22 protein-coding genes are annotated in these 23,725 nt (G+C 61.6%); 11 read left to right on the top strand and 11 right to left on the bottom strand.

Annotated features, from left to right (window positions below; all coding sequences use genetic code 11):
* The first annotated feature begins 176 nt into the window (after positions 1–176).
* Positions 177–1,241 (top strand): sodium:calcium antiporter, encoded by a 1,065-nt coding sequence (locus BLP65_RS03935; RefSeq protein WP_245688230.1) that lies wholly within the window; start codon positions 177–179, stop codon positions 1,239–1,241.
* A gap of 47 nt (positions 1,242–1,288) precedes the next feature.
* Complete coding sequence (locus BLP65_RS03930; protein ID WP_092992829.1) at positions 1,289–1,708, top strand: hypothetical protein; 420 nt, start codon at positions 1,289–1,291, stop codon at positions 1,706–1,708.
* Between the two features lie 44 nt (positions 1,709–1,752).
* Here the strand turns inward: BLP65_RS03930 and BLP65_RS03925 are convergent, their stop codons facing one another.
* The 6 genes from BLP65_RS03925 to BLP65_RS03900 form a co-directional block, all read right to left on the bottom strand.
* The gene (locus BLP65_RS03925; RefSeq protein ID WP_092992828.1) at positions 1,753–2,412 is read right to left on the bottom strand and encodes a thiopurine S-methyltransferase; all 660 of its coding nucleotides are present in this window, start codon (positions 2,410–2,412) and stop codon (positions 1,753–1,755) included.
* A 62-nt stretch (positions 2,413–2,474) separates the two neighbouring features.
* Entirely contained in the window at positions 2,475–3,575 is a 1,101-nt protein-coding gene (locus tag BLP65_RS03920) for an efflux RND transporter periplasmic adaptor subunit (protein ID WP_092992826.1), read from the bottom strand.
* Positions 3,576–4,085: 510 nt separating this feature from the next.
* A complete protein-coding gene (locus BLP65_RS03915) occupies positions 4,086–6,452 on the bottom strand; it encodes an ABC transporter permease (protein WP_317623049.1) in 2,367 nt (788 codons plus the stop codon).
* Complete coding sequence (locus BLP65_RS03910; RefSeq protein WP_092992824.1) at positions 6,449–7,168, bottom strand: ABC transporter ATP-binding protein; 720 nt, start codon at positions 7,166–7,168, stop codon at positions 6,449–6,451. Before BLP65_RS03910 ends, BLP65_RS03915 begins: the two co-directional genes overlap by 4 nt.
* 119 nt (positions 7,169–7,287) lie before the next feature.
* A complete protein-coding gene (msrA, locus tag BLP65_RS03905; RefSeq protein ID WP_092992822.1) occupies positions 7,288–7,938 on the bottom strand; it encodes a peptide-methionine (S)-S-oxide reductase MsrA in 651 nt (216 codons plus the stop codon).
* Positions 7,939–8,554: 616 nt separating this feature from the next.
* Complete coding sequence (locus BLP65_RS03900; protein ID WP_092992820.1) at positions 8,555–9,640, bottom strand: porin; 1,086 nt, start codon at positions 9,638–9,640, stop codon at positions 8,555–8,557.
* A gap of 294 nt (positions 9,641–9,934) precedes the next feature.
* Between BLP65_RS03900 and BLP65_RS03895 the strand changes: the two genes are divergently transcribed.
* Positions 9,935–10,876: a YncE family protein gene (locus BLP65_RS03895; RefSeq protein ID WP_092992818.1), complete on the top strand. Its 942-nt coding sequence runs from the start codon at positions 9,935–9,937 to the stop codon at positions 10,874–10,876.
* Between the two features lie 119 nt (positions 10,877–10,995).
* Here BLP65_RS03895 and BLP65_RS03890 read toward each other — a convergent pair whose 3' ends face one another.
* Positions 10,996–12,132: a sensor histidine kinase gene (locus tag BLP65_RS03890; protein ID WP_092992816.1), complete on the bottom strand. Its 1,137-nt coding sequence runs from the start codon at positions 12,130–12,132 to the stop codon at positions 10,996–10,998.
* 231 nt (positions 12,133–12,363) lie between these two features.
* Between BLP65_RS03890 and BLP65_RS03885 the strand changes: the two genes are divergently transcribed.
* Entirely contained in the window at positions 12,364–13,455 is a 1,092-nt protein-coding gene (locus BLP65_RS03885; protein ID WP_175452426.1) for an efflux RND transporter periplasmic adaptor subunit, read from the top strand.
* Entirely contained in the window at positions 13,452–16,562 is a 3,111-nt protein-coding gene (locus BLP65_RS03880; RefSeq protein ID WP_092992812.1) for an efflux RND transporter permease subunit, read from the top strand. Before BLP65_RS03885 ends, BLP65_RS03880 begins: the two co-directional genes overlap by 4 nt.
* Positions 16,563–16,678: 116 nt before the next feature.
* On the opposite strand, the gene BLP65_RS03875 is transcribed toward BLP65_RS03880, so the two are convergent.
* Positions 16,679–16,981 carry an MTH1187 family thiamine-binding protein gene (locus tag BLP65_RS03875; RefSeq protein ID WP_092992810.1) on the bottom strand — a complete coding sequence of 101 codons (303 nt, stop codon included), beginning with the start codon at positions 16,979–16,981 and terminating at the stop codon, positions 16,679–16,681.
* 218 nt (positions 16,982–17,199) lie between these two features.
* Between BLP65_RS03875 and BLP65_RS03870 the strand changes: the two genes are divergently transcribed.
* Entirely contained in the window at positions 17,200–18,471 is a 1,272-nt protein-coding gene (locus BLP65_RS03870; protein ID WP_092992808.1) for an SAM-dependent methyltransferase, read from the top strand.
* Here BLP65_RS03870 and BLP65_RS03865 read toward each other — a convergent pair.
* Positions 18,378–19,250 (bottom strand): DMT family transporter, encoded by an 873-nt coding sequence (locus tag BLP65_RS03865; RefSeq protein WP_092992806.1) that lies wholly within the window; start codon positions 19,248–19,250, stop codon positions 18,378–18,380. The two genes, BLP65_RS03870 and BLP65_RS03865, sit on opposite strands and share 94 nt — an antisense overlap.
* 79 nt (positions 19,251–19,329) lie before the next feature.
* Here BLP65_RS03865 and BLP65_RS03860 point away from each other — a divergent pair, with 79 nt between their 5' ends.
* The 3 genes from BLP65_RS03860 (at position 19,330) to BLP65_RS03850 (ending at position 21,067) form a co-directional block, all read left to right on the top strand.
* Positions 19,330–19,539: a hypothetical protein gene (locus tag BLP65_RS03860; protein ID WP_092992804.1), complete on the top strand. Its 210-nt coding sequence runs from the start codon at positions 19,330–19,332 to the stop codon at positions 19,537–19,539.
* 6 nt (positions 19,540–19,545) lie between these two features.
* Positions 19,546–20,292, top strand: coding sequence for a DUF72 domain-containing protein (locus BLP65_RS03855; RefSeq protein ID WP_092992802.1), 747 nt, complete (start codon positions 19,546–19,548; stop codon positions 20,290–20,292).
* A gap of 121 nt (positions 20,293–20,413) precedes the next feature.
* Positions 20,414–21,067, top strand: a complete 654-nt coding sequence (locus BLP65_RS03850) for a methyltransferase family protein (RefSeq protein ID WP_092992800.1) — start codon at positions 20,414–20,416, stop codon at positions 21,065–21,067.
* 103 nt (positions 21,068–21,170) lie between these two features.
* On the opposite strand, the gene plsY is transcribed toward BLP65_RS03850, so the two are convergent.
* Positions 21,171–21,764 carry a glycerol-3-phosphate 1-O-acyltransferase PlsY gene (gene plsY, locus BLP65_RS03845; RefSeq protein WP_092992798.1) on the bottom strand — a complete coding sequence of 198 codons (594 nt, stop codon included), beginning with the start codon at positions 21,762–21,764 and terminating at the stop codon, positions 21,171–21,173.
* Between the two features lie 216 nt (positions 21,765–21,980).
* Between plsY and folB the strand changes: the two genes are divergently transcribed.
* Complete coding sequence (gene folB / locus BLP65_RS03840) at positions 21,981–22,337, top strand: dihydroneopterin aldolase (protein WP_092992796.1); 357 nt, start codon at positions 21,981–21,983, stop codon at positions 22,335–22,337.
* 1 nt (position 22,338) lies between these two features.
* The gene (gene folK, locus BLP65_RS03835) at positions 22,339–22,833 is read left to right on the top strand and encodes a 2-amino-4-hydroxy-6-hydroxymethyldihydropteridine diphosphokinase (RefSeq protein ID WP_092992794.1); all 495 of its coding nucleotides are present in this window, start codon (positions 22,339–22,341) and stop codon (positions 22,831–22,833) included.
* A 110-nt stretch (positions 22,834–22,943) separates the two neighbouring features.
* Here folK and BLP65_RS03830 read toward each other — a convergent pair whose 3' ends face one another.
* On the bottom strand, positions 22,944–23,693 hold the full coding sequence (locus BLP65_RS03830) for a pteridine reductase (RefSeq protein WP_092992792.1): 750 nt from the start codon (positions 23,691–23,693) through the stop codon (positions 22,944–22,946).
* Positions 23,694–23,725: the final 32 nt, after the last annotated feature.

Here is a 23,725-nt window from a genome sequence, read left to right as displayed (position 1 = left end):
CTCCCTTCGGGCGAGCCGCTGGCCGGTCATCTGCGGCGTTGCGTTTCTTGGGCCGCTCCTGCGCATCCATGCGCCCGCGGCATTTGTGCGTCCCTGCACTTCAAAGGGCCCGCCATTCCTGCGCAAGCGCGCCTAGCATCTGGCCGGCCAGCGGCTCGCTGAAAGCACCGCCAAGCATGCAACAGTACACTAGACCTATGGATGCGTTCTCACTCGCCCGGATGCCGATAGCGATCGTCATCGTCCTTTTCGCTGTCGCCACGGTGGTGATTACCCTTGCCGGGATTCGGCTGGCCCGAATTGCCGATGCCCTGGCGGATCTGACCGGGATGGGGGAGGCGATTTTCGGCGCCGTGCTTCTGGGTGGGAGCACATCGCTGTCCGGCATCGTGACCTCCGTGGTGGCGGCCCACAGCGGCTATCCGGCGCTGGCAATCAGCAATGCCATCGGGGGTATCGCCGCACAAACCACATTTTTGGCGATTGCCGACTTTACCTATCGGCGCGCCAATCTGGAGCACGCCGCTGCCTCTATCGAAAACCTGGTTCAGGGGGCGCTGCTCATTACGCTGCTTTCGATTCCGATCCTTGCCATGGCGGGGCCACCGGTACACTTCCTCGGAATCCATCCCTTGTCCCTGGTGCTGCTGGCGGCCTATCTGGCCGGGACCAGGCTCATTGCCAGGGCCCGTGCGGCGCCTCTCTGGCGGCCGATGCACACCCATGAGACACGGGAGGATGAGCCCACCACACGAGCCGAGGAGCACGTCTCGCTACCACTGCTGTGGCTGGTGTTTATCGCGCTGGCGGCCATACTGGCCGCCGCCGGATACGCGGTCGCCCTTACCGGTATGGCGATCGCCGATCGCACCGGTCTCTCGGAGGGGATCGTCGGCGGTCTGTTTACCGCCGTGGCGACCTCGCTGCCGGAACTGGTCACTGCACTGGCCGCGGTTCGCCAGGGCGCATTGACCATGGCGGTCGGCGTTATTATCGGTGGCAACAGCTTCGACGTCCTGTTTACCGCCTTTTCCGATTTCGCCTACCGGGGGGGCTCCATCTACCACGCCATCACCGGCGACCAGCTGTTCACCATTGCCCTGACAATACTGCTCACCGGCATACTGTTGCTGGGCCTGCTGCGCAGGGAGCAGACCGGCTTTGCCAATATCGGCTTTGAAAGCGTACTGGTATTGTTGATCTATGTGGCGGGAATGCTGACATTGGGCATCGTTGGCTGAGACCGCCGCTATACTTTTTGGCAGGAACGGGCCCCAGGAGATGAACCATGGAAATGACTGCCGAACGAGTGGACGCCAAGGTGATGGACGTGGTGACTACCGCCATCGAGGAGTTGGGTGGCCCGGGGGAAACGGTCCGGCACCATGACCAGGGCATTCTGCCGGCCCTGGTGGAATCGGTTTATGCCCTGATTCTCCGGGAGGAACTCGGGCAGTCCAACAAAGCCATTGCCGAATTTCTCGGCATCAGTATCGGGGCGGTCGAGAGTATATTGGCCGCACCCATGGAGTCGCATGAAGCGCGCCTTCACTATCGCGCCGACGAGATGCCGGAGTTTGATCGTCATGTCGACCCCGACTGGAGCGGTCGTCCCGAAACGGCAAGGCTAGAGCCGGAATACCTGGCCGGCGCCATGGCGAAATTTGCGTACGGGGTGGTGCAGCGCCGCGAAACGCGAAGCCACTGAAGCTGGCGGCACTTCCCTGTGCTGTACCGTGTTTGGCTGGTAAGTCACCTTCGGGAATAAAGGCGGAACACCGTCTCCTGCAGTCGCGTCAGCCCTTTTTCACGAAAACGTGGAGCTTCGTCCAGGAGATCGAAGACGGTCAGCCGCTCGATGTCACAGCTATCGCCATAGAGGGTGTGAACTTCCTGCTCCCCGATGGAAAATGGCGGCCCGTCCATTTCCCCCTCGGGGTATTCCATCGTTACCAGTAATGCCTCAAGCCTCCCGGGAAAGAGTACCTTGAGGTGGTCGGCGTAACGCTTGCGCATGGCGGGCGGTAACGCCACCAGCGAGGCACGGTCATAGACACCGACGACCCCTTTCAACCACTCGGGTGTCAGGTCAAAAAAATCACCACAAAGGATCTCCAGGTCATCGGCTCGATACCGGGTGAAAGGGCCGGACGGCACAACCTCTGCCGGGATATCGTTCTCGGCGAAAAAATTCTGGACGGCCAGCGGACTGATCTCCACCCCCAGCACCTCGTAGCCCTCCGAGAGCAGCCAGAGCATGTCGAGACTCTTGCCGCACAGCGGTACCAGGACCCGGGCTCCGGGCGCCAGCTCCAGACGATCCCAGAAGGTCTGCAAATGGGTATTGACCTCCGGCTGGTGAAAACCGATCTCGCCGCGCACCCAGCGGTCATGCCAAAATTCTGCATCCATAAAGACTCTCCTCGTCATCGGTAGGTGAACGCCTCGGCGGTTGGCGGCAGCGACGCTGTCTTCTATTCGCGCATCGCAACCCGGGTGCCGTCTTCGATGTCACTGTCGGGATGGGTGATGACCTGTTCGCCGGCGGATAGTCCATCGAGAATTTGTACCGCCAGCTCGCCCCGGCGGCCGACTTCTACCTGCCTGAGCTGGGCACGTCCTTCGGCCATGACGAAGGCGGCCCACGCTTCACCGCGGCGAAACACCGCGCTGGCGGGTGCCTGCAGTACGTCGTCGCCCTGCCAGAGGATGAAACGGGCCTCTACTCGATAGCCGTCGCCGAGTTGCTGCCACTGGTTACGTGGCGAAGTGATATCGGCAATCACCCACACCCGCTGCTCCTCCACTCCGAGGGCGGAGACCTCGGTAAAGGCTGCTGGCTCGACGGTGCGCACCTCTCCCTCCAGATCGATACCACCGCCCCAGCGTTCGAACAGCACCGGCATGCCCGGGCTCAACCGGACTGCATCGGAGGAGAGCACGTCGATGGCTGCCTCCAGCCGTTCGGGGTTGCCGATGGTCAGGATGGGTTCACCCGGGGCGACTGCGCCGGCACTTTTGTGGGCGATTTCGAGCACGTTGCCGTCGGCTGGGGCGATCAGCGGCACTTCGTCGGTGGCATCGCTGTCGGGCCGGCTGGCCGCGGCCAGGGCGGCAGAAAGGCGGGCGCGGGCCTGTGCGGCGATGCTTTCGGCCTCGTTGAACTGGCTCTCGGAGACATCCCCCCTTTCAAACAGCTTCCGGATGCGTGCCAACTCCGAGCGGGCGAATTCGTGGGCAGAACGGGCTTCCTCCACCGCGGCCTGCGCCTGCTGCAGGTTGCGCGGGTCGAGCAGAACGGGCGGTTGCGGTCGCAGTCGCAGCAGCACTTCACCCGCGCTGACGGCGTCACCCTCTTCGAGCATCAGGCGCGGTGCATATCCATTCGCCGGCGCACCGATGACGAAGCGATCCTTCACCCGGGTGCGCCCCTCATACTCCAGCGTCACTCGAAGCGGTGCCCGTATCACCTCCGCCGCCGAGACCACCACCGGCGTGGGTCGAAAGGCAAAGAGCAGCAGGCCGACGATCGCCGCAGCCAGTAGCAGTAGCCCGATTTTTTTTCGAAAGGACAAGCTCTTGTTTTCCTAATCCGGATTATTCACCGCTAAGACGCAAAGAACGCAAAGTTTTGATGTCGTCATTTTCCTGGGTCACACGCAGGGCAACCGCATACTTTGAAGCGAGTGGTGTAAGTCCTTGATAGCAGGTCGTGGGCAGCAGGGATGCTGCACTCGAGCGTACATGGACGGAAGAAAAACTGCTCCTGCGTTTTCTTCACTTCCTACATCCCTGTAGGTCGTATTCACAGCGTACCTGCTATCAAGGACTTACACCGCTCGCAGGCACCAGAGATGTGAGTATGCGTTCACCCTGGGATCACACGCGGTTCTGCTGTTTCCGATGGTTCTCGGCCCTATGTGAGAATAAGCCATTAATCCTTTGCGCTCCTGGTGTCTTCGCCTACACGGATGTAGGTGAGGGGCGTGAGCAGGAGCGGAAGCTTTGCGTTAATTAAAAGTAAAGGCAAGGAGCCTTGTCGGCCTGAAGGCCGACCTACAGACCTACACCTGCACCTGTCGGCCTTACTCCCTGGTCTTCAATACCGCCACGAGATCGAGCCGGTAAAGGCGGCGGCGCATGATCTCTCCGGAGAGGAGTGCCGCGATTAGCACCACCATCGCGGAGAAGCCGTAGGTGCTCGCCTCCAGTACCAGCGGTATCCGGTAGAGTTCGGAGGTGAGGTTCTCGGCGATCAGCCAGGCGAAACCATATCCAATCGCGAACCCCAACGGAATGGCCGCCAGCGTCAGCATAGCCAATTCACCTAACAGGATGTAACTGATTTCGCCCCGGGTAAAGCCGAGCACGCGCAGGCTTGCCAGCTCGCGTGCATGTTCCGAGAGGGTGATGCGGGCGCTGTTGTAGACCACCCCGAAGGCGATACTGCCGGCCAGCAGCACATTGACGAAGGCGAACACCAGGATGGTCTCTCCCATGGTCTCCTCGAAGGCATCGATGGAGGCATCGCGCTGGGCTATGCCCAGGATACGCGGGCGTTGCTGGAGATCGTCGAAGACACCCTGCAGGCGGGCGGAGTCGACGGCGAGAAATGCGCCTGAAATCACATGCCCCTCTTTCATTAGCCGGTTGAGGGCGTTGATCTCCATATAGCCCGAGAGGCCGATCAACTCGTTCACCAGCCCGACTACGGGTACGGAGCGTACCGGCCGGGCGCCCTCCAATACTTCGACGCTGATCGAATCCCCCGCCTTCACTCCGAGCTGCTCCGCCAGGTAATCCGTGAGCAGCAGGCCCTCCGGGGGCAATTCGATGGGTTGCAGATCGGCCCCAAGTGCGCGGTAGAGATCGCCGCCGTTCTCAAAACCCTGGATTGCGGTGCGCCAGGTGCGGTGGCCGGCACGCAGGCGCACCCCCACCGCGCGGAACGGTTCCGCCCGCAGCACCCCCGGCAGGGTCGCGAGTTCGAACAGCGACTGACGGGCCGTCGGGTCGGTGAAGGTGACCATCAGGTCCTGCCGCTGGGAGAGGCCGAACTGCAGATCGATCATGTAGTCGATGGCATCCTCCTGAAACAGGCCCACCATCAGGATGGCACCGGCCATGGCGATACCCAGCACCGACAGCAGGGATTTCAGGGGGCGGCGCTCCAGATGCCGGATAATCATCCGGCTGGGCTGGTCGAAAAAGCGCTGCGCGCCGATCCGTTCGATGATGGTGGGCCGGTAATCCCCCGGCTGCTCCGGCCGCATTGCCTCGGCCGGCGGCAGGCGCACTGCCCGATTCACCGAGCGCAGCGTGCCGATGAGCGCGGCGGCGGCGGCGACCCCGACGCCGCTCAGCGCCACCTGGGGGGTCAGCACGTACTGAAGGAATGGAAAGCGAAAGAAGTCGCTGTAGATCCCACTCATGCCCCGCCCCAGCCAGGCGCCGAGGCCCAATCCCAGCAGGGAACCGAGTGTCACAAACAGCATTACCAGACCGACGTAGTGGATGCCCACCTGCAGGTTGCTGTAGCCGAAGGCCTTCAGCACCGCGATCTGGTCCCGCTGCTGATCGACGATGCGCCCGATCACCACACTGAGCAGAAAGGCCGCCACACCGAGGAAGATGATCGGTACGATGCGGGCCATGGCCTTCAGCCCGGCCAGCTCCTGGGAGAGGTATTCGTGGGAGAGCTGGTCGTCACGGCCGAAGGCCCCCGTGCCGCCGTAGCGCTCCAGCAGCCGATCGAGCCGGTCGATCACGCGGTTCTCATCGGTGCCCCCCTCCAGGCTCAACGAAACGCTGTTGAAGGCCTGCTCCATGTCCCAGGCCGCCGCGAGCGGCTCGTTGCGCATCCAGAGAATGGCGTAGCGCTCGAAATCGGGGAACAGATCGCCGGGGCGGATCTGATAGACGAATTCGGGCGAGAGGGCGATGCCGCTGATGCGCAGCTCGCGGCGTTTGCCGTTGATGATGGCCTGCAGTGCGTCGCCCGGCTGCAGCCCGTGTGCCTCGGCAAAGGGCTCACTGATTGCCGCCTCGTTTGGGGAGTAGGGCTCGGGCAGGCGCCCTTCACGCATGTAGAGCCGGTTGAGGGCCGGCTGGCCGGTATCGGGGATCGAGACCGTCTGCGCCGTCACCGGATCGCCGAACCCCGGCACCTGCAGGGTGGCGCCGCCGATGGTCCGGGTCTGTACCTCGGCGACCCCGGGAATCTCTTCGATGCGGCTGGCGAGCGTGGTCGGGGCACGTTTGATTTGGGCGAAGACCTCCGCAAAGCGGTACTCCTGGTAAAAGGCGCTCTGGGTCTGTTCCAGGGAGTCGATGGTGCTGTAACTGATAATCCAGGTGGCGACGCCGCCGGCGATAACCATGGCAATGGCCAGCGCCTGGCCACGCAGGCTCCAGAAGTCACGCAGCAGTTTGCGATTGATGGCGCGGATCACCAGGAGAGCTCCGCCGGCTGAACCTTGGTCTCGTTGCGCTCGATGGTGGTGATGTGCCCATCGGAGATATGGATTACGCGATCGGCCATGTCGGCGATGGCGGCATTGTGGGTGATCACCGCCGTGGTGGTGCCCAGCTCCCGGTTGGCCCTCAGCAGGGCCTCCAGCACCACGATGCCGGTCCTGGAGTCCAGCGCGCCGGTCGGCTCGTCGCAGAGCAGGACCGAAGGACGCTTGGCGATGGCACGGGCAATGGCCACCCGCTGCTGTTCGCCGCCCGAGAGCTGGGCCGGGAAGTGATCGAGCCGTTCCGAAAGGCCGACCACCCCCAGCGCCTCTTCGGGCGTGAGGGGGTTACGGGCAATCTCGGTGACGATGGCCACGTTCTCCCGTGCTGTGAGACTGGGGATCAGGTTGTAGAACTGGAAGACAAAGCCCACGTAATCGCGACGGTAGGCGGTGAGGGCCGCGTCATCGCTGCGGGTCAGCTCCGTATCGCCGTAGAAGACCCGCCCGGAACTGGCCGTATCCAGTCCGCCGAGGATATTGAGCAGGGTCGATTTGCCGCTGCCCGAGGCGCCTAGCAGCACCACGAACTCACCCGCGTAGAACTCCAGATCGACCCCGCGCAAGGCATGGATCTCCACCTCGCCGACACGATAGGTTTTGGTCAGCTGTTGGGTGCGGAAGACCACGTTGGAAGCGAGCTCGGGCACGGCGACAGGGACTTTCGTTTGAATTGCTTCACTATACGGAAAGATGCCGCCGTTGTTGCACGATCAGGAGCCACCCCGGCGATTCCCGTTGGTCGGCCTTCAGGCCGACATCCTCCGCATCACAGACCGGGCTGCGGCACGGGATAGGGCACGTCGATTCCTCCCAGTCCACAATAGCCGGAGGGGTTCTTGGCCAGGTACTGCTGATGGTAGTCCTCGGCGTAGTAGAAGGGCGGGGCTTCACGAATTTCGGTAGTGATGCTGCCGTATCCGGCCTCTTTCAGTGCTGCCTGGTAGCGCTCGCAGCTTTGCTGTGCAAGCCGCATTTGTGTTTCCGAATGGGTGTAGATGGCGGAGCGATATTGAGTGCCGATGTCGTTGCCCTGGCGCATACCCTGGGTTGGGTCATGGCCCTCCCAGAAGAGCCGCAGAAGATCCTCATAGCTGATTCGTTTCGTGTCATAGACGATGCGAACCACCTCGGCGTGGGCGGTCTTTCCGCTACAGACTTCCCGGTAGGTAGGATTGCGGGTATAGCCGCCGGCATAGCCCACCATGGTGGAGTAGACGCCTCCGGTTTGCCAGTAGCGACGCTCGGCACCCCAGAAGCAGCCCATCCCGAAAATCGCCAACTCCATTCCCTCGGGAAACGGTGGGACGATGCGGTTGTCGCTTACGTAATGGGTTTCCGACACCGGGACCGGCTCTTCACGACCGGGAAGGGCCTCCTGGGGCGAGGGGATTTCCTGCTTGTTGGGAAACAGCGTCATTGACCTCTCCGGATTGCGGACTTCCCGCCAATTATGGCAGGACATCCGCCCATTTTCCCCGGGCCGGGAGAGATGCTTCCGCTTTAATCGGCACGCCCCTTTCTGAAGAGCTCAACAATTCACCTCTTGGATTTCGAACCACGGGGAACACGGGGGAGAAGAAACCGATAACCTGTTTTACCCGTGGTCCCCCGTCCTTCATTATTGATTCGGGCCTACGCAGCAGCAGGATGCGGCTCCTGAAGTGCCCCCGCTGTCATTACGAGGAGCCCCGGCGATGAAGTAATCTCCTGCTCCCAAAACCCCAGATTGCCGCGTCGCTGGGGCTCCTCGCAATGACGGCTGAACGTTCGTTATCGATTCGGGGCCGCGCAGCGGCGGGTACGGCTCGCAATGACAGCTAAAGGTTCTTCACTGATTCGGGTCTGCGCAGCAGGGGGTGGCTCCTGAAGAACTCACGATTCACCCCTTGGATTCGAACCACAGGGAACACGGGGCGCACGGGGGAGAAAAAACCGAATAACTTGTTTTTCCCCGTGGTCCCCTGGTCCCCGTGTACCCCGTGGTTACCGTTCTTCATTGTCGAGCGCAGCGGCGGGTGGGGCTCGCAAGGGGGTCAGAAAGTGTAAACCGCCCCTACCGAGAAGGAGGATGGACTGCCGCCCGGCTCGGTTTCCAGCTCGTCGCCATGACCGCCATCGATGCCCTGGTAGACGGCGTTGGCGTCGTTATCTGTGGTGCTGAAGGCGGCGTAGATCTGCGTCGCCTTGTCGAGTTGGTTGTGGAGACCCACGGCCAGCTGACTGGCACCGGAAGCACTCTGGTCTTCGTTGTCATCGGCCACCATATACTGGAGGCGCAAATCGGTCGCCTCGGTGAAGCGGTAGGCGGCGTTCAGTCCGTAGGCATCACGTTCGAACACACTGTCGTCGCTGTCGGTGGATTCATAGATGGCACCCGCCTTGAAACTGTTCATCGTGTAACTCGCAGCCAGACGCAGGTTGTCCACCTCTTCCGCGCCATTGACCGGATCCAGCGACCAGCGCTCCGCCGCCGCCCCGATCATCAGCTGCTCCGTGTTGTAGGTCAGGGATGCGCTGGCGAGGTCGAAGTCGTTGTCATCCAGGCCGCCACTGGTGCTCTCTGTCGGGTTGCTGGCTGAATACATCGCTTGCAGTTCCAGTGCATCAAACTGATTGATATAGAGCAGGGCGTTGTCGGCGCGGTCATTCAGGACATTGCCGTATTCGCCGCGAGCGCCGCTATAGGCACCCAGGATGGCGCGGCGATCGCCGACCGTATCACTGAACATGCCCCAGCGGGAGCCGAGTTTTTTGGAGGGCGTATCGTGGTGGCCGACACGGACTTCACCCAGCGTGCCTTTCAGTCCCAGGAAGCTGTTTCGTGAAGCAAATTCACCGCCACCATCCGCGATGTCGACGCCCTGTTCGTATTGCCACAACAGGGTGGGTCCGGTGTCGATATCGTGCTTACCCTTGAAGCCGATGCGGGTCGAGTTATTGGACACACTGGCCTGACTCTCTTCGCCACTGGCGTCGGGGTCACTGAAGTCCAGGGACATGTGTGCCTTGCCATACAGCTCGAGTTTCTCGCCGGCCAACTCAATCCCCTGGCTTATGGCAGGAAGCGAGAGAAAGATGGCACTGCCGACAGTACCGACAAGGTATTTTGATCTATTCATTTGGGTATCCTGACTGAACAAACTGAAGTTGCGGGAAAGCGGGTGGCCAGTTGCCCATGCCTGCAATCACCCTAACCTCGAAGGGATGCTACTAACCTCTAAACCTTAGGACACGTAACACGGGAGGTCGAGTGCTGGGCCACCGGACCCTCCATGCTGGTGGGAGATGTTGCCGTTATGCCACCGGGCCGGTGTGTGCCACTGAAGATTGCCTGCCCGGCCCCGTGACGGTCGCTATTCCTGGACACGCTCCTAGACTTTCCGCACCAGTGATTGGACAGGGAGGTCGGCAACATGATCGGGAAACAGCGGGTGCTCGGAGCCGTTTTAGCGTTGGCCGCGGCAGGTGCCGCCGCAGTTGAAGGGGATGTCTACGTCGCACTGCAGGCCGACGGCGCCGTAGCGCATCTGGGGGAAAAGGTCGACCGCTGGCAGGCAGGGGCGCACATGACCTACGTTACCGTCAGTCCCGACGGCGCTACGGTGTTGGCCACCAGCACCGAGGAGAATCGCGTCTACGCCTATGACGCCGATAGCGGCGAACCCACCGGACGCCTGGAGGTAGGCGAGAGCCCGAAAGGGGTCAAAATCGGACCGCGGAATCGCTGGGCGGTGGTTGCCAACGAGGGTGCGGACTCGGTCAGCATCATCGATGTGGAGGCTATGGAGGTCTACAAGAGCGTCGAGGTCGGACTGAAACCCCACAATACGGTATTCGCACCCAATGGCAGGACTGCCTATGTCACGCTCCAGGGCGGCGACGCCATCGCGGTGCTCGACATGACGGCCATGCAGAAGCTTCGTGAGATCCCCTTGAAAGACCAGCCACACAATATCGACATCTCGCCCGATGGCCAGAAACTGTATGTGACCAGTATTGGGCGACAGCAACTAGTAGTAGTGGATGCCATCAGCGGCAGGGAACAGGCCCGAATTCCTATCGGTACGCCCCACTATGGCGTGGATGTCACGCCCGATGGTCGGTTTGCATTTGTCAGTGGTGTGGGAGGGACGACGATAAGCGCTATCGATCTGCGGCAAGGGCGCACTGTCGGGCGTGTCGAGGTCGGTCCCGGGCCGCACGGCCTGCGTACCGATACTGAAGGCAAGCGTCTCTTCGTAGCAGTCACCGGCAGTGGTGAAGTCGTGGTGGTCGACACCGAACGCCTGACCGTGACCCGCCGAATTCGGGTGGGCGAAGGGCCTTTCTGGGTGGCTGTGCCGGGCAATTCCTGACCGATTGCTCCGTCCGTGCACCATCAACGGCGCGTCTCACCGCGTCTCACCGCCTGTCCTTCAAACGATGATGAGTGGCTTGCTCGCGTGCCGGTGGGCACACTTCCAACATGCGCCTCTCACGGCTGATGTTCTGCTCTGATTATCTTCGGCCAGGTGAAACGGAAAGTTGAGCCCCGGCCGGACACCGATTCCAACGTAATTCGCCCGCCGAAACGCTCGACCAAGCGTCTCACAACTGCCAGGCCGACTCCGGTACCCGGCTTTCGGTTTGGTCCGTGTTGAAACATCTCGAAGATCCGCTCCTGGTACTCTGGAGGAATGCCGGGACCATCGTCTATTACCGAGAACTCGTAGCGGTCTCCGAGGTCTCGAGCAGAGACCCACACGTGACCATCCGGGCGCTGGTGGTGCTCGATGGCGTTTCCGACCAGATTGGCAAAAACCTGCCGCAAATGCAGGCGGTCCGTCTTCAGGCGGGGCAAGTCCGGGGCAACCGTGATCGTGAAGGTTTCGGGAACACCATGAGTTTCGATGATCTCCCGTACCAACTCCAGGCTCTCCACCTCCTCGACCTCGGCAACTTCGGTGCCCGCCCGGGAGTAGTCGAGCATGGCGTCGATAAGGTCATCCATCAACTGGACCCGTTGCCGTAGCAGCCGCATATGTTCACGACCCGCGTCAGAAAGTTTCCCGGAGACCTCCTCTTCGATCCAGCTGGACAAGCCATGTACTGCACGCAATGGAGCTTTGAGATCGTGAGCGGCGATATCGGTGAAACGCTGTAACTCCTCGTTTGCGCGTTGCAGGGACTCCTCATGCCGTTTGCGTTCGGTAATATTCTCCAGCATGTGCAGTGAGTGGACCGAACCCGGTTCGCCGGCCTCCCGGTATAACGCGAACGAGCGCATGCGCAGTATCCGCCCGTCGGACTCCCTGATTTCCTCTTCTTGCACCCCCGGCTCCACCAGCGCCTTCAGGCAACCAGCTGTCGGGCCACTGCCCGCTGGCAGAACCTCCCAGTAGAAATGCCCGAGCACCTGTTCGCTCGCGAGTTCCGCCAGTTCCAGATAGGGACGATTGGCGTATACGATCCGTCCATCACGATCATGCAGGAAGACCGGATCGAGGAAGGTTTCTATTGCGTCTCCCAGAACACTCTGGAGCCCGGTGGCTTGCTCAAGAGCACGTAGACACTCCGCGAGTTCGCTGCCGAGGGTCTCAACCTTGCGTTTGAGCTTGTCGGTTTGGGGCATATCTTCCTATGAACGCTTGTCTTTCAAAGGTGGCAGGAGAGGCCTGTCTCGATACGTCAGTAGTTACCGCACGCTCCTGCAAGGGTCAATGTCGAGGTCCAAAAGGTTCAGCTCCCTTCACAGCGACACCTTTTGAACAAATAGCATGCCTGCGACTCCCGGTACACTGCGGCGGCTTGATCGGGTATGGGGAGGCATCTTCACTTAAGGGAACTCTTTGAGAGATTCCCGATGAGGACCAAGGCGAAGGTATCCATCGCCGTTGGCGTGGCTGTTCTGGTGTTGGCGGCGGGCTGGCTGCTGATGACCCGGGGACCGGTCGATGGGGGCGGTGCGCCCGCCGAGATGCAGAGACCGCCGCCGGTGGTGGAGGTCGCTACTGCGCGGCGTGATCGGGTCGAGGTGAGCGTACAGGCGGTCGGCACTGTAGAGGCGGCGGAACGCACTGACATTACCTCCCAGGTCACCGGCAAGGCTGCGGAAATCCGTTTTTCGGAAGGTGGGCGGGTCGAGGCCGGCCAGGTTCTCGTGACACTCGACTCCGGCAGGGAGCAGGCGGCCCTGGATGTCGCCCGGGCAGAGCAGCGCGATGCCGGACGTCAACTCAACCGGCTTCAGGGGCTGGAAGCGGGCGTGCAGATCTCTCCGGCGCAGATCGATGAGGCAGAGGCACGGATGGCGACGGCACGGGCACGGGTGGCGGAAGCCGAAGTGGCTCTCAAGGAGCGGCAGATCACGGCACCGTTCGCCGGCAGTGTCGGGCTACGCAGAGTCAGCCCGGGGGCACTGATCGAGCCGGGTGCCGTGATTACCACACTGGCGACCACCGGTGCGTACAAGGTGCAGTTTGAATTGCCTTCGGAGCTGCTAATGCAGCTGAAGCCCGGGCTCCCCATCGAGATCGATGCGGGCGTTGAGCGGCGCCTCGTTGGAAGCGTGGTGCATATCGACAACATCATCGATCCCGCAACCCGTTCGGTAGCCGTGGAGGGGGGGCTCGAGGCCTCGGGCGAGTGGTTGAAACCGGGAGCCTTTGTCGGAGTGAAGACCGTCGTGGATAGCCGTGCCGATGCCGTGCTGATTCCCGAGGAGGCGATCGTTTTCGAGGGCGGTGAAAGCTACGTCTATGTGGTGGGAAGCGAGCTGCAGGTCGAGCGTCGGTCGGTGCGGATCGGTGTGCGCCAGCCCGGCGAGGCGGAGATCCTCGAAGGCCTGGAACCCGGCACCCGGGTAGTGGTTCGCGGTGTGCAGACGGTGCAGTCCGGTCAGCGCGTGCAGCTGGCCGGAGATGAACAGGGCGGCCCACCGCCAAAGGCACAATGATCCTCTCCACCGCCAGTATTCAGCGCCCGGTCCTGGCGACGGTAATCAGTCTCCTGCTGGTGGTCACCGGAATCGCCGCCGTTCAGCAGCTTCCGGTACGCGAATACCCCGATATCGACCCGCCGGTGGTCTCGGTGACTACGCTCTATCCCGGCGCCTCGGCGGAGGTGGTGGACCGGGAAGTCACCGAGGTGATCGAGGAGCAGGTGAGCGGCATCCAGGGCATCAAGCGCATCACCTCCACCAGCCGGGATGTGGTCTCCGAGATTTCGATTGAATTCCAGCTCGCCGAGGATCTGGATGCCTCGGCCGCGGAAGTGCGTGACCGGCTGGGCCGCGCCCGACGCAATCTGCCCGACGAAGTGGAGGAGCCGGTGGTCTCCAAGGTATCGGCGGATGCGCAACCGGTGATGTGGATCACCCTGACCTCTGATGAACGTTCGGCCATTGAGTTGAGCGAATATGCCGAGCAGTCCCTGGCCGACCAATTGTCGGTGGTATCCGGCGTGGCGAGAGTGATTGTCGGCGGTTCGCGTCGCAAGGCCATGCGCATCTGGCTCGATGTACAGGCCATGGCGGCTGCGGATGTCACGGTAGGGGATGTGGCCAACGCCCTTCGCAGGGAAAACCTGGAATTGCCGGCGGGACGCGTGGAGTCGACGCAGCGGGAGTTCACGGTACGCACCCTGACCCGCATGCAGACACCCGAGGAGTTTCGCGAGTTGGTGATCCGTGCAAGCGGAAACTACCAGGTCACCCTGGATGATATTGCGCGGGTGGAGATCGGGCCGGAGTCCACACGTACGGCGGTGGCCGTGAACGGGCAGACGGCCGTCGGCCTGGGCGTGGTGCGGCAATCCAAATCCAATACACTGGCGGTGGCCAGTGCCGTCGAGGCGCGGCTGGATCAGCTGCGGGAGGAGCTTCCGCGCGGTGTGGACCTGTCGGTGGCCTATAGTGAGGCGGTCTTTATCCAGGGCTCCATCTTCGAGGTCCTGAAAACCATGGCGATAACGGCGGGCCTGGTGGTCGCAGTGATCTTCATGGCCCTCCGGTCACCACGCGCCACGCTGGTGCCCGCCGCCACGATTCCGGTCTCGCTAATTGCCAGCTTCCTGGTGCTCTGGTGGCTGGATTTTTCGATTAACACGCTCACGCTGCTCGCGCTGGTACTGGCCATCGGACTGGTGGTGGACGACACCATCGTGGTGCTGGAGAACGTTTACCGACGCAATGAAGACGGCGAACCGCGTCTGCTTGCGGCCGTGCGCGGCAGCAGTCAAGTGGCCTTTGCGGTCGTCGCCACCACGCTGGTGCTGATCTCGGTGTTCGTGCCGCTGGCCTTCATTCCCGGTGATACCGGCAGGCTGTTTACCGAGTTCGGGATCGCCCTGGCCGCCGCGGTAAGTTTCTCCAGTCTGGTTGCGCTGACTCTTGGCGCCATGCTCTCCTCGAAACTGGCCGGCACCAAGAGACAGAAACCGCATGGTCGCCTGTTTCGGACCTCGGAGGCTGCCCTGGAGGGTATCTCCCGGGGGTACTGCCGCGCCCTCAAGGGCGTGGTGGATCGGCCCCTTCTGGTGATGGTGGTCGCACTGGTGATCAGTCTGCTGGCCTGGTTCGCGCTCCAGGCTCTGCCGAGGGAGCTTGCCCCAATCGAGGATCGGGGTGCGATCATCATTCCCGTGGAGGCGCCCGAGGGCGCCAGCATGGAGTATACGCAGGCGATGGTGGATCGCATCGAGGCGATCGTCCAGCGCTATGGTGGTGACGGTCCGGTCGACAATGTGCTGAGCATCGTCGCCGCCGGGCAGGAGGGAGCGGGTGCGGTCAATCAGGCCTTTCTCATCGTCGACATGAAGCACTGGGACGAGCGTGATATCCCCCAGCAGCAGCTGCAGGCGGAACTGTTTCCGCAATTGCTGATGCTACCTGGCGCCCGCGCCTTTGCCGTGAATCCGCCCTCGCTTGAGCAGGGCGGTTTCGAAGCGCCGGTGCAGGTGGCGATCGGCGGCCCGGATCACCAGACCGCGGCCCGTTGGGGGCAGATGCTGCTGGAGCGGGTGGAGCAGATACCGTTTTTGGTCGACACGCGGCTCGACTACAACCAGCGTCAGCCGCAACTGCAGTTGCGGGTAGACCGGCGCAGGGCGGCGGACCTGGGTATCGATGCCCGCACCATCGGCGAGGCGCTGGGTATCCTCTTCGGTGGTCAGGACATCACTGACTTTATCGAGGATGCGGAGATCTACGAGGTGGTGGTGGAGGCGGAATCCGGCGATAGCGATACGCCCGACGACATCAATAACGTCTTTCTCCGTACCAGTGACGAGCGTCTGGTGCCCCTTCGCAGTATCGTCTCTCTCACCGAGGTGGGGACCCCTACCGAATTGAGGCGCGTCGATCGCTCGCCCTCGGTCACTTTCAATGCCTCGCTCGCGCCCGGCATCGCCTATGGTGACGCCATCGACAGCCTCGAGGCGACCATGGCGGAGACACTGCCGCCGCAGGCACGTATCCGCTGGATCGGTCAGGCGGAGAATTACCAGGAGGCGGGGAGCGCCGTGGTGTTCGTCATGTTGATGGCGTTGCTCATCGTCTACCTGATTCTTGCCGCCCAGTTCGAGAGCTTCCTGCATCCGCTGGTAATGATGCTCGCTGTACCGCTGGCCTTTACCGGTGGTCTGTTCGCCATCTGGATTGCCGGTGACAGTTTCAACATCTTCAGCCAGGTGGGTCTGGTGCTGCTCATCGGGCTGGTGGCAAAAAACGGCATTCTGTTGGTGGATTTCGCCAACCAGATTCGTGATGCGGGGGAGGATGTCCGCTCTGCTGCGCTTCGTGCCGGCGAGGTCCGGCTGCGCCCGATCCTGATGACCTCGGTGGCGACTATCTTCGGTGCCTTGCCGCTCGCCCTCGCTACCGGACCCGGCGCGGAGGGGCGCACCACGATCGGTATCACCGTAATCGGTGGCATGCTGCTGTCGACCCTGCTGACGCTGTTTGTCGTCCCCACGCTTTATGCAGCTGTCGCGCCTTATACCAGGCCGGGTAATTACCTCGCCAGAAAGCTGGCCAGAGAGGAGCGAGAGCATCGTCGAAAGTGAGCTGGCAGCCTGTCCCGAGAGCACCGTTTCTTGTAGGTTGGGGTGAGTTATGCACACCCCGGCGCTGATTTTTTGGGCTTCGTTCCTCAGCGCCAACCTACATTTCGGGGCCATGGCTATTCCTGGGTCCGGCGCCCGACACTCTCCACCTTGTCGCTCAGCGACTGTTCTTTGTCGGTGCGGGTGCCAACGCTGATGAGGGTCTGGATGCGCGGTGCGCCCATCTCGTGGACCCGCTCATGACAGCGCTTGATTGCCTCGAAAACCCTGTCCCACTCCCCTTCGATATTGGTGCCATTGGCGTGTAGTTCCGTTTCCAGTCCCGCCTCGTCGAGAATGGTTTTACAGGCAGCAATATAGGCCGAGACCGAAACATCGGTGCCGATCGGGATTACCTGAAGATTGACCAGTGCGTTCATCGTGCCCTCGCGGTGAAATATGAACGCGAAGTGTAGCTCAACCCGTGATTACCTTGACTAACGGCCGCTAGTGTCGAAACTTCTGGGATAAGTGATCGCTTTTTGCGCACGGCCTGTTCGAATGCCGACACCAATTTGCGGGTATTCAGGTAGTTCCATCCAGTTCGGGCATGTGCTCGCGGAAGGGAACTAACGTCAACTTATCAGCGGAAGGACTGATGCAGAAGCTTTTTCTTCGGACCCTCGAAAAGAACCTGCGCCGCGGCAGCGTCGAGGTGCATCTCCCGAACGGCGAGCGTCACCGCTTCGGCCAGGAAGAACCAGAGGTCTGCTGGCGCTTCGATGACCAGCGGGCGACCGGCCGCATCGTGCGTGATCCGGAATTGGCGCTTGGTGAAACCTATATGGATGGGGCGTGGGACACCGATGACCTGGCCGGCCTGCTCGTCACACTTATGGAGAATTTTCCACCGCCAAGGGGACAGATGGCGCGCCTTACGACCGCTCTCTTCGACTGGTTTCGTCCCAACCGGATCGGCCGCAGTCGTCGCAATGTCGCCCATCACTATGATCTCGACGAAGGGCTGTTTCGTACTTTTCTCGATGAGGACCTGCAGTACTCCTGCGCCTATTTCGAACAGCCGGAGATGGATCTGGAGGCGGCCCAGAAAGCCAAATGCCGGCATATTGCCGAAAAGCTGTTACCGGAGCCGGGTCAGCGGGTACTTGACATCGGCAGTGGCTGGGGCGGAATGGCGATTCGGCTGGCGGAAGAGTTCGATGTCGATGTCACCGGACTGACGCTCTCTACCGAGCAGCAGCGGGTGGCGACGCAGCGCGCCCGGGAACGGGGTGTTGCCGATAAAGTACGTTTTCACCTGCAGGACTATCGCGAGCATGCCGGCCAGTACGACCGCATTGTCAGCATCGGCATGTTCGAGCACGTGGGCCGTGCCCAGTACCCGACCTATTTTCAGCAGGTAAAACGCCTGTTGGCAACTGACGGGGTAGCCCTGATTCACTCCATCGGTTGTTTCACACCCACTGGCTCCAACCCGTGGATACAGCGTTATATTTTTCCGGGTGGCCGTATCCCTACACTCTCGGAAATTGGCGATGCGGCGGGTACGGGCGGACTGGTTACGGCCGACGTGGAGGTGTGGCGTCTGCACTATGCCCGCACCCTTGCAGAGTGGCGGGATCGCTTTCAGCGGCAGCGCGATGCTGTGGTAGAGCGCTTCGGAGAACGTTTTTACCGCATGTGGACTTTCTATCTGGCGAGTTGCGAGGCCGCCTTCCGCGTCCGCGATATGGCCGTGTTCCAGTTTCAGCTGTCACAGCGCCTGGATACCGTGCCGCTGACCCGCGATTATCTTTACGCCCGCCAACCAGCGGCTCAGAGCAGGATCAGTGCCACTCCCGCCACCATCAACGACCCTGCCGCCAAATGGCGGGGCAAACCGCGTTCGCTGAACCAGATGGCACCATAGGCGATGCCGAACAGCAGGCTGGTGCGCTTTACCGCCACCATGTACGCCACCTCGATGCGGTCCAGCGCCAGAAAATGGGTCACGACCATGGTTGCCATAAACAGCCCCACCAACAGGTGAATTCCCGGCCGGCGGACCAGCACCGACAGTCGTGAAGGGCGCGGGAAGGCGAACAGCAAAACGGCCACGCCTCCCAGTACCACGAAGTAAAAGGGCCCGAAACTCAGCGGGGTCGCATACCCCATGGCCGCCTTGCCAACCACCGATGTGACACTGTAGATCAACGCCACACCCAGCATCGTCCGTGAACCGCGCTCTCGAAGAATGGCGCGAAACGGCTCCAGCCACGCCTGCAGGCCGAAACCGTTGCTGCGGCGCACATTGAGCAGCCAGGCGCCTGCGACCACCAACAGCACACCGGCGAAACCCTCCATGGAAACGGTCTCGCCCAGGATCAGCCAACCGGTTCCGATGTTGAAAACCGGGGTGAAGGCCAGGTAGGGCACCGTCAGGTGCAGCGGTGCATCGCGAATGGCCGTCATGTACAGCCACATGGCTGCCAGTTCGAGGGGGATCAGCAGGAGCACCAGCCCCCAGAACAGCGGCGGGACCGGCGGCAGTGGGTGCATTATCGCCAGCGGCACCAGCAGTAGTCCGGCTACCCCGAAGCGCACCAGCACCAGTTCACGGCTGGAGTACGCATACAGGAAGCGCTTGGTAACGGCATCGGCGGAGGCCAGTGCGAAGGCAGACAGCAGGGCTAGGGGAAACCATTCCATGAATCGCAGTCTACCGTACTGACAAATGGCCGGTGTTTTTCCATAGTTACGGTAGTCGAAACCGGTACGGGAGCACGGGATGAGCGATCACAGAGAGGAACTGATGCGGGAACGGCTCGAGTTGGCCGAACAGTACCGGGATTACATCGCCCAAAACGGCTTTAACTACCGGGAGTACATTACCCCTTCACCGGGCAGTTTCACCGAGCGCTATAAGCGACGGAGCGCAGCTATCGATGCCGTGCTTGCCCCGGAACTCAGGGATCCGGGCGAGGAGCCTGAAGGATAGAGTGGCGTGGCGCACGCCTACATCGGCACCAGCGGCTGGAATTACAAGGGCTGGAAGGAGGGGTTCTATCAGGGTGTTCCGCAAACCCGCTGGTTGCGTCATTGCGTCGACAGCTTTACCGGTATCGAAATCAACGGCACCTTCTACCGGCTGCAGTCACCGGAGACCTTCCGCAAATGGCACGATGTCGCATCTCCCGAGTTTCGCTTCACCATGAAAGGACACCGTTTTGTTACTCACAACAAAAAGCTGAAAGATAGTGCGGATTCGGTGGCGCTGGAACGGGGGCGTGCAGAGCCGATGGGGGAAAAACTGGCGGCGGTGGTCTGGCAACTGCCGCGAAGCCTGAAAAAGTCGATGGAGCGTCTGGAGGCCTTCGCCGGCAGTCTCGATACCTGGCCCCGGGTCCGTCACGCCATCGAGTTTCGGGACAGCAGTTGGTTCGATGAGGAGGTGGCCGAGTGCCTGGCCCGGCACAGGGTTGCGGTGTGTCAGTCCGATGCCGCCGACTGGCCGTTGTGGGACGCTGTGACCACCGATGTGGTCTATATCCGCCTGCATGGCCACACCCGTACCTACGCGTCCCGCTACAGTGATTCACTGCTTGATGAGTGGGCCGGAAAAGCGCGCAAATGGCTGCAGGAGGGGCGCGATGTGCATGTCTATTTCGACAATGACAGCGAAGGCCACGCGCCCTGGGACGCCCTCCGGCTGCTGGAGCGTGTCCGTGAGTCGCACGCACAACGGACGTGAAAAATCTGTTTTCTCGTATTCCCGTGGAACCCCTGGTTATAACCGGCGAAGCGGTGCATTTGGAGAATGCACCCTACGCGACTCCATCGTGATTTCAGCGCCTTCGTAGTAACCTGCAAGGATGCAAACTGAAAACGCCGTTATTGTGCTGGTGGTCGGCTGGACCGCCTACTTCGCCCTGCATTCGCTGCTGGCTTCCCTGAAGACCAAGCAGTGGGTGGCCCGCCACTGGCCCGGGGCGATCCGCGGCTATCGTCTGTTTTACAACCTGCAATCCGTGGTGCTGATCCTGCCGCTGTTGGTCATCACGCTTTTCTATCCCGCACCCTGGTTGTGGCGCTGGGAGGGACTCGCCGCCTGGCTCGCCAACGGCCTTGCCCTGGCAGCCCTGCTCGGCTTTTTCTGGACCACACGCTACTACTCAATGGGCGAATTCCTCGGCACGCAGCAGTGGCGTGGGCACGAGACCCGCGTCGAGGATCAGGAGGGCTTTTACCTCTCTCCACTGCATCGGTGGGTCCGCCATCCCTGGTACTTTCTCGGACTGGTCCTCCTCTGGACCCGTGACATGAACGTGCTCTTTTTCACCACCGCCGTGATGATCAGTCTCTATCTGTTCATCGGCTCCAGGATGGAGGAGCGCAAGCTGATCACCTATCACGGAGACGTCTATCGCGAGTACCGGCGCCGCGTACCGGGCATTATCCCGCTGCCCTGGAAGCACCTGTCTCAATCGGAAGCGCGCAAGCTGGTGGAAAGCGCAAATCGCCCGTAGGGCGCATTCTCCAAGTGTGCCGTTTCCCTCGGTCCGGAGCCGATCGGCTCTCCCTACACCCGCTGGTTACAATCTACAATCGGGCTCTACGTGATTTCATCCATCATTCCTGCCCGATGTGGCTCTCCTTGCCGGCCAGCAGATTGCGGATATTCGAGCGGTGTCGCCAGATGAGCAGTGCAGCCATGGCTGTGAGCATGCCAACCAGGGCAGGCTGGGGCGAAAACCAAAGGGCGTAGACGGGAGCCAGTGCGGCGGCGGTGAGCGCAGAAAGAGAGGATATCCGGAACACCTTGGCCATCACCAGCCAGGTCGCGAGGGCGGCCAGAGCCACCGGCCAGGTGAGCCCCAGCAGGACACCAAAAGCAGTGGCCACCCCTTTTCCACCGCGGAACCCGAAGAAGACGGGGTAGAGGTGGCCGAGGAATGCGGCCATGGCTACCAGGGCCAGGGTTGCGGGTTCCGCCGTGAACAGGCGCGCGATCAGCACCGGCAGCAGTCCTTTCAGAAAGTCGCCGGCCAGTGTGGCCGCGGCGGCCTTTTTACCGCCAAGCCGCAGTACGTTGGTGGCGCCCGGGTTGTTCGAGCCCTCGGTGCGGGGGTCCGGCAGGCCTGCCAGTCGGCAGACGAGAATGGCAGTGGATATGGAGCCCAGTGCATAGGCCAGGGTGATCAGGGCATAGTCGGCGGCTGCCATAGGAGACGGTCCGTTGCGGGCGTGCGGGCATTATAATGCCACGGCGAAGAATCGAGGTACAAAATACGAGATTCGAGGGAATGTGCGGGCTTCGCCCGCGTTTTATCGATTAAGCATGGGTGCGGCGCACTCAGCCCCTCGTATCTTGCACCTCGAATCTCGCACCTGGTTTGGGGTATCCTCGCCGCTCCGCCTACACAAGGACATTGCCGGCTGATGACCGACATCATCTATCTGAACGATCTCAAGATCGACACTGTGATTGGCGTGTTCGAGTGGGAACGCCGTATCAAGCAGACCATCTCGATTGATCTGGAGATGGCCACGGATATTCGAAAAGCCGCACAGAGCGACCATATCGACGATACCCTCAACTACAAGGCGGTTGCCAAGCGCCTTATCAGTTTTGTGGAGGAGAGCCGTTTTCAGCTGGTGGAGACGCTGGCTGAACAGGTCGCCGCAATCATCATCGAGGAGTTCGATGTCCCCCGGGTCAAGGTGCGCATCAATAAAAAGGGTGCGGTGCGTTATGCGGGTGACGTCGGCATCATTATCGAGCGCTCAAAGGGGTAGCATGCCGCGGGTTTACGTCAGCATCGGCAGCAATATCGACCGTGAGGCCAGTATCCGTGCCGGTGTGTTCGCCCTGCGCGAGCGGTTTGGGCCGCTGATTCTCTCCTCGGTGTATGAGAGCGAAGCGGTGGGTTTCGAAGGCGACAATTTCTTCAACCTGGTCGCCGGATTCGACACCGCCGAACCGGTGGAGGCGGTCGCCGCGGGCCTGCGGGAGATTGAGGACAGGAACGGCCGTGACCGAAGCGGCCCCCGCTTCTCCTCGCGGACCCTCGACCTGGACATGCTTCTCTACGACGATCGGGTCTGTGCCGACCCCCAGATCCCGCGCTTCGAGATCCTCGAAAACGCCTTTGTTCTCTGGCCCCTGGCCGAAATTGCCCCGGAAACGCTGCATCCGCAGGAAGGGGTTCGTTTTATCGATCTCTGGGTGCGTTTCGACAAAGAGAAGCAGCAGCTCTGGCCGGTAGAATTCGATTGGGGTTTTGACGAGTAAAGCCCGCCCCATGGTGACACGCTGCCATAGGTCGGCCTTCAGGCCGTGATTGGCGTTCGACGGGCTAAAGCCCGACCTACACGACCGTTGCTGTAGGTCGGCCTTCAGGCCTAAGAATTCAGGGAGCGGCCTCCGTCGACGGTCAGGACCTGGCCGCTCATGTAATCGGCGTCCCGTGTCAGGAACAGGACCGTCTTGGCGATATCCCGCGGGCTCCCCTGGCGTTTGAGGAAGGTCCGGGAGACGATGCGCTGTTTGGTGACCTCGTCCATGTCGTTTTCCGGCCAGAGAATGGCACCGGGCGCGATGGCATTGACCCGCACATCGGGCCCGAGTTCGCCGGCGAGCGACTTGGTGAGCATCACCAGCCCCGCCTTGGCTATGCTGTACACCGGGTGGCCCTTCAGGGGGCGATCGGCATGGATGTCGACGATATTGATGATACAGCCGCGAGATGCGCGCAGGTGGGGTGCGGCAGCCTGGGCGAGAAAAAACGGGGCCTTGAGATTGGTGCCAATGAGGTCATTCCACTCCTCTTCACCGACTTCGCCGACGGCTGTCGGATAGAAGGTGGAGGCGTTGTTGACGAGTACATCGAGGCGTCCCCAGGCCTCCTTTGCGTCCCGCACCAGCGCCGAAAGCTTCCCGGTCTGGTGAAGGTCGGCCTGAACCAGCACGACCGACTCCTTGCGTTCGGCGTTGAGCTCTTCCTGGAGGGCGTGTGCGCCTCTTCGCGATCCGCGATAGTGCAAAACGATATTGGCTCCCGCCGCATGCAGGGTGCGGGCAGTGGTGGCACCGATGCGGTGAGCGGCGCCGGTGATCAGGACGACCTTGCCGTCGAGTGTTTCGTTCTCCAACGTGCTTCTCCCCTTCTTTCGGATTTGGCAGA

It is taken from the genome of Thiohalomonas denitrificans, from assembly GCF_900102855.1.
In the GTDB taxonomy this organism is placed as follows: domain Bacteria; phylum Pseudomonadota; class Gammaproteobacteria; order Thiohalomonadales; family Thiohalomonadaceae; genus Thiohalomonas; species Thiohalomonas denitrificans.
The sequence above is the reverse complement of the archived record's forward strand: the minus strand, read 5'-3'. Positions and strand labels throughout refer to the sequence as shown.